Raw genomic sequence first — 4,947 nt, 5'->3', positions numbered from 1 at the left:
TGGGCCGGATTGTGCGGCGTCGTCGGCGACGTCGGCGACGTCGGCACCTGCGGCTGCGAGGGGGAAGAGACCGACGCATGCGAGCGCGGTCACCGATGCGACGATGCATCGGGCAAAGCGGATGTGAATCCTCTTCATGATGACACCTCACTGGTGGGGGATGTCTCAATCTTAGGTCCTCGGGGGGCGTGGTGGGGGTGCGTGCGGTCGGTGCGTGGGGGCTCTTTGAATGTCTGAGTTGCGGGTCGCGTGCGAGGGTAAAAGCGTTGTGTTCCTGCGTAAATGAGGCTTATGATACTTTTATAAAGTTCGTCAATACTTGCTTGCCCCTAAGGAATGAACCCATGTCCAAGAAGGACGTCGTCATCCCCCTCGTGCCCGCAGCCCTGAGCGCCCTGCTCCTCGCCGGAGGAATTACCGTGTTCTCGGCCTGCGATCCCAGGCCGGACGGCTCGTGGATGCAGTGCCACCAGTGCCAGAACAGTGTTGCGGCTAGCTCGGCGGGCCTCGTCGTGTTCTTCGGAACTGCGGCTTTCGTTAAGAATAAAGGTGTGCGCCTGGCCCTCCAGGCACTCTCGTTGATCGGCGCGATTGTCGTCTTCTTTATCCCCGGCGTCATTTGTCCGTTGTGCATGATGAAGACGATGCGCTGCCACACGGTGTTCCAGCCGTTTGTGCGCATCATGAGTGTGCTCGTCGCTGGTGGCGGCGTCGCGGCCTTGGTGCACACGTTCAAAAAGGATCGGGCCTCTCAGGCCTGATACTGGAGCGGTGACACGCGCTCGCCTGTCCCAGGCATCCATCAAGAAAGGGGCCGTCGTACTTGCGACGGTTCTCCTCGCGTTGACCCTCGGTTTCGTGGTCTACAACCATCAGCGCGGGGAGCGTTATGCGGAGGCGGTGCGCCTGGCCGAGGCCGGGGATACTTCGGGAGCGTACGCGATCTTCGTTGGGCTCGGGGGCTACGCGGACGCGGCGCAGCGCGGGGCGGGCCTCGTCGAAAAAGACCCGGCGGTGCCCTACCGGAGGGCGGCCAAGGGGGACGTGATCGACTTCGGCTCCTTCGAGCAGGATGGGAACGAGGCGAACGGGCCCGAGCCGATTCAGTGGATCGTACTCGAGCGTTTCGATGATCGTCTCCTGGTCCTCAGCGCCGACGTGCTGGAGGCCCGCCAGTACAACCACGTGCCCTTCCAGGATGTCACGTGGGCTGACTCTGATCTGCGCGCGTGGATGAACGGGGACTTCTTCACCGCGGCCTTCACTCCCTCCCAGCAGGGAATCATCCCCTCCGTCCTCAACGAGAACGCGGACCAGTCGATCGCGGGGACCCCGGGCGGAGCGCCCACGCAGGACCGCGTCTTCGCGCTGAGCGAGCAGGAGAGCGTCGTCTACCTGAGCGGCAGCGCGAACCGATCCGATATCGGTGCGGCACCCGCCAGCCAGGCCGCGGCCTCGGGCCCCCTGGCCGTCAGCGAGGACGGGACCGCCGACTGGTGGCTGCGCTCGCCGGGCACTTACGCCTTCGCCGCGCAATACGTCGACACCGCGGGCGCCCCGCTGCCCAGCGGCGCGAACGTCGACGTCCTCTACGGGGTGCGCCCCGCCCTGTGGATCGATATCGCCGAGGTCGGCGGAGGTCAGCAATGACGCGTGACCTCACGCTGCGCCTCGTTCCCGTCAAGAACATCCGGGCACACCCGGTGCGCGCCGTGATCATCCTGGTGCTCGCGCTCGCCCAGGCGGCGTGCGTGTTTGTTGGCCTCGTGGCGCTCGACGGCATGCGCGCACAGCTGAGCCTGGCCGAGCGCAGGCTTGGTGCCGACCTCGTCGTCTACCCGACGACCTGCCTGAACCAGGTCGATAAGAGGCAGCTGAGCATGCTCGGCACCCCCGCCCAATGCGACCAGCCGCGCGCGGCCCTGTCGCGCATGGACAGCAACGAGGACATTTCGGCCGTTACCGTCCAGCTCGCCATCGCGGACACGCAGCCGGACGGGACGCCCCTGTGGATCGTCGGTTACGACCCGGCGTCCGACTTCGTTATCTCCCCGTGGATCGCCGAGGGCGAGGGGGCAGCGCCCCCGACGGGCACCGTCGCGGTCGGTGCCGCCGTGCGCCAGGATCCGGACGGCCAGGTCACGCTCTTCGGGAAGCAATGGCCGGTCGGCGCACACCTGGAAGCAACCGGCACCGACACGGACACCATCGTCTTCGTCACCATGGATACGTTGCGCCAGGTCATCGCCGCTTCCGCCGAATCCGGCATCGACACCTACGCCTCCCTGAACCCCGACCAGGACTACACGGTCGCCCTCGTGCGGGTCACCAATCCGAGCGACGTCGGCGCAGTGACCGAGTGGATCAACCTCTACGTGCGCAAAGTGACCGCCGTGCGCTCCGATGTCGCCGTCGCAGCCACAGCCTCGGACGTGAGCGCCCACCGAAGCGTCCTCCTCGGCGTCCTCGGTGTCGCCTGGATGATCCTGCTCGCCGCCCTCATGGTCGCCCAAGCCACCCTCATGAACGAACGCCGCCACGAAATATTCGTCTGGCGATCCATCGGAGCCTCACGCGCGACCATCGCCCGCGTCATGACCGCCGAATCCCTCATCGTCCACGCGGCGGGCGCGCTCGCGGGCGTCGTCGTCGGAGCCGCCGCCCTGCCCCTGCTCGGCGATGCCCCCGCGCTCGCGGCGCTGACCACCCCGGCCAGGTCGGCTCCCCTTGCGCTCATGACCGTCGCCCTGCTGGTAGCCTTCGGCGTGGCCGGGACCCGCCTCGCGTTGGCGCGGGTGAGCCGCGCCGCGCAGGGAAACAAGCTCGCGCCGATCTAGGCGCACGACAGGAGGACACACATGCTTTCGCTCGCGCGACTGCCCTGGATGAACCTGCGCGGCTACCCGGTGCGCACGGGGACCCTCGTGGTCTTCTCAATGCTCATGACGATGGCGATGTTCGGCGGGACCATGCTGGTCTCGGGTATTGACCGGGGCCTGCGCACCGTTGAGTCGCGCCTTGGCGCGGACATCATGGTGACGCCCGCGGACGCTGATGACTTTGACCCGCAGGCGTTCCTGGTGGGTGCCGAACCCTCCTACTTCTACATGGACGAGGCCACCCGCGACCAGGTCGCCGCCATCGACGGTGTCGAGGCCGCGTCCGCCCAGCTTTTCCTGGCAACCGCCCGCGCCTCGTGCTGCTCGGGACGCTACCAGGTCATCGCATTCGACCCGGCGACGGACTTCACCATCCAGCCGTGGATCTCTGACACGGTGGGGGCCTTGGACCTCGGCGACATGGAGGTCATCGTCGGCGCGAACGTCGGCGTGGCGGACCCGGAGAACTTCTCGCTGTTCGGCAACAAGCTGCGCGTCGTCGCCCAATTCGACACCACCGGATCGACGCTGGATAACGCGGTGTACGCCAACTTCGATACCGCGCGCATCCTCATCGATTCCTCCCTGGACAAGGGCCTCAACAAGTACACGACCCTCGACACTGGCCACATCATCTCCTCGGTCATGGTGAGGGTTGCGCCCGGCCGCGACGTCGATGCGGTCGCCGCCGACATCCGAGCGAGCGTGCCCGGGGTGAACGTGACGACCTCGACGACGATGGTCAGCGGCATCGCGCGCTCGCTGGAGGCGACCTCGCGCACGGTGACGGTGCTGGTGGCGCTCGTGTGGGGCGTGGGCCTGGCGATGATCACGCTGATCTTCGTCATGATGATCGTCGAGCGTAAACGCGAGTTCGGCACGCTCATCGCTCTAGGTGCGCACAAGGGTCAGGTGTCGCGGATCGTCGTGTCCGAGGCCGTGGCAGTGAACGCGGTCGGCGCGGGCCTGGGCGTCCTCGTCTCGGGGGTTCTCATCACCTCCTTCTCCGGGCTCGTGAGACAAACAATCGGCCTGGGGTTCCTGATCCCCTCCCTCCCCGTGATCGCCGGCCTGGCGGCGGGGGCTGTGGCCGCGATGGGTCTGGTCGCCCTCGTATCGTCGTGGATAGCGCTGCGCGCCCTGAATACGGCGGATGCCAGCGCCCTACTCAAGGAAGGCGAGTGACATGCTCATTGAAGCGACCTCCCTCACGAAGGATTTCCCTCGTGCCCGCAAGGGGAGCCGTCTGTTTACTGCGGTGGCACCGCTCGACCTTGCCCTGGAGGCGGGGCAGTTGACCGTCATCACCGGGCATTCGGGTAGCGGTAAGAGCACGCTGCTGTCCATGCTTGCCGGCATGCTCCCGCCCACGGCCGGCACGGTTCGGCTGGGGGAAGCGGACCTGTACGCGATGCGCGACGAGGAACGCTCGCGCTTGCGTAACGAGCGCATCGGTCTGATCCCGCAGGGGCACACGGCGCTGCGCAGCTTGAGCGTGCTCGAGAACGTGCTGCTGCCTTCCGTGCTTTATGCCAAGGCCGAGCCGCCGCGCTCGCGTGCCGAGGAACTCTTGGGTGCCGTGGGGCTGTCCGATCTGGCGGACGCACGCCCCAATGAGTTGTCCGGCGGCGAGCTGCGCCGCGTCGCCGTGGCCCGCGCGCTCCTCATGAACCCGAGCATCGTCCTGGCCGACGAGCCGACGGCCGGCCTGGATGCCGAGAACGCGACCACCGTCCTACGCCTCCTGCGCGAGGCAGCCGATGGGGGAGCAGCCGTCCTGATCGTCACCCATGAACCCGAGGCACGCCGCTACGCGGACCGCACCTTCGCGATGGACGGCGGTCACCTCTCCTCGGAGCAGGCCTCGTAGGGGACGAGGCCGTGGTCGCTTCAGTGTTCCTGTGCCCTGCGGGCCTACATTGTTAGTGTCGAGGTTCCAGCCGGCGCACTGGCCATCGGCGCCAAGCGCCGCCGCGAACGCCGGGACGGCTAACGGGTACCACGACTGACACCAGGTAACCCCAGGCAGGGGCGCGAGACCACCACGGTCCCGCGCCCCTGCCACATC

Annotated in this window: 5 protein-coding genes; all 5 read left to right on the top strand. The window is 67.1% G+C overall.

The features are described from left to right. Positions 1-344 precede the first annotated feature (344 nt). The 5 genes from HMPREF1136_RS02970 to HMPREF1136_RS02950 are packed head-to-tail and all read left to right on the top strand — an operon-like array spanning position 345 to position 4,749. The gene (locus tag HMPREF1136_RS02970) at positions 345-761 is read left to right on the top strand and encodes a DUF4418 family protein (RefSeq protein ID WP_009647842.1); all 417 of its coding nucleotides are present in this window, start codon (positions 345-347) and stop codon (positions 759-761) included. A 10-nt stretch (positions 762-771) separates the two neighbouring features. Further along, positions 772-1,650, top strand: coding sequence for a DUF6273 domain-containing protein (locus HMPREF1136_RS02965; protein ID WP_009647840.1), 879 nt, complete (start codon positions 772-774; stop codon positions 1,648-1,650). Continuing rightward, on the top strand, positions 1,647-2,837 hold the full coding sequence (locus tag HMPREF1136_RS02960; protein WP_009647841.1) for an ABC transporter permease: 1,191 nt from the start codon (positions 1,647-1,649) through the stop codon (positions 2,835-2,837). The genes HMPREF1136_RS02965 and HMPREF1136_RS02960 overlap by 4 nt, the downstream gene beginning before the upstream one ends. A 21-nt stretch (positions 2,838-2,858) precedes the next feature. Next, a complete protein-coding gene (locus tag HMPREF1136_RS02955) occupies positions 2,859-4,064 on the top strand; it encodes an ABC transporter permease (RefSeq protein ID WP_009647843.1) in 1,206 nt (401 codons plus the stop codon). Between the two features lies 1 nt (position 4,065). After that, a complete protein-coding gene (locus tag HMPREF1136_RS02950) occupies positions 4,066-4,749 on the top strand; it encodes an ABC transporter ATP-binding protein (protein ID WP_009647839.1) in 684 nt (227 codons plus the stop codon). The last annotated feature ends 198 nt before the right edge of the window (positions 4,750-4,947 follow it).

Origin of the sequence: Actinomyces sp. ICM47, assembly GCF_000278725.1 — a bacterium.
GTDB lineage: Bacteria > Actinomycetota > Actinomycetes > Actinomycetales > Actinomycetaceae > Pauljensenia.
Note: the sequence above shows the minus strand (reverse complement) of the source record. Positions and strands in the feature narration are given on the sequence as shown.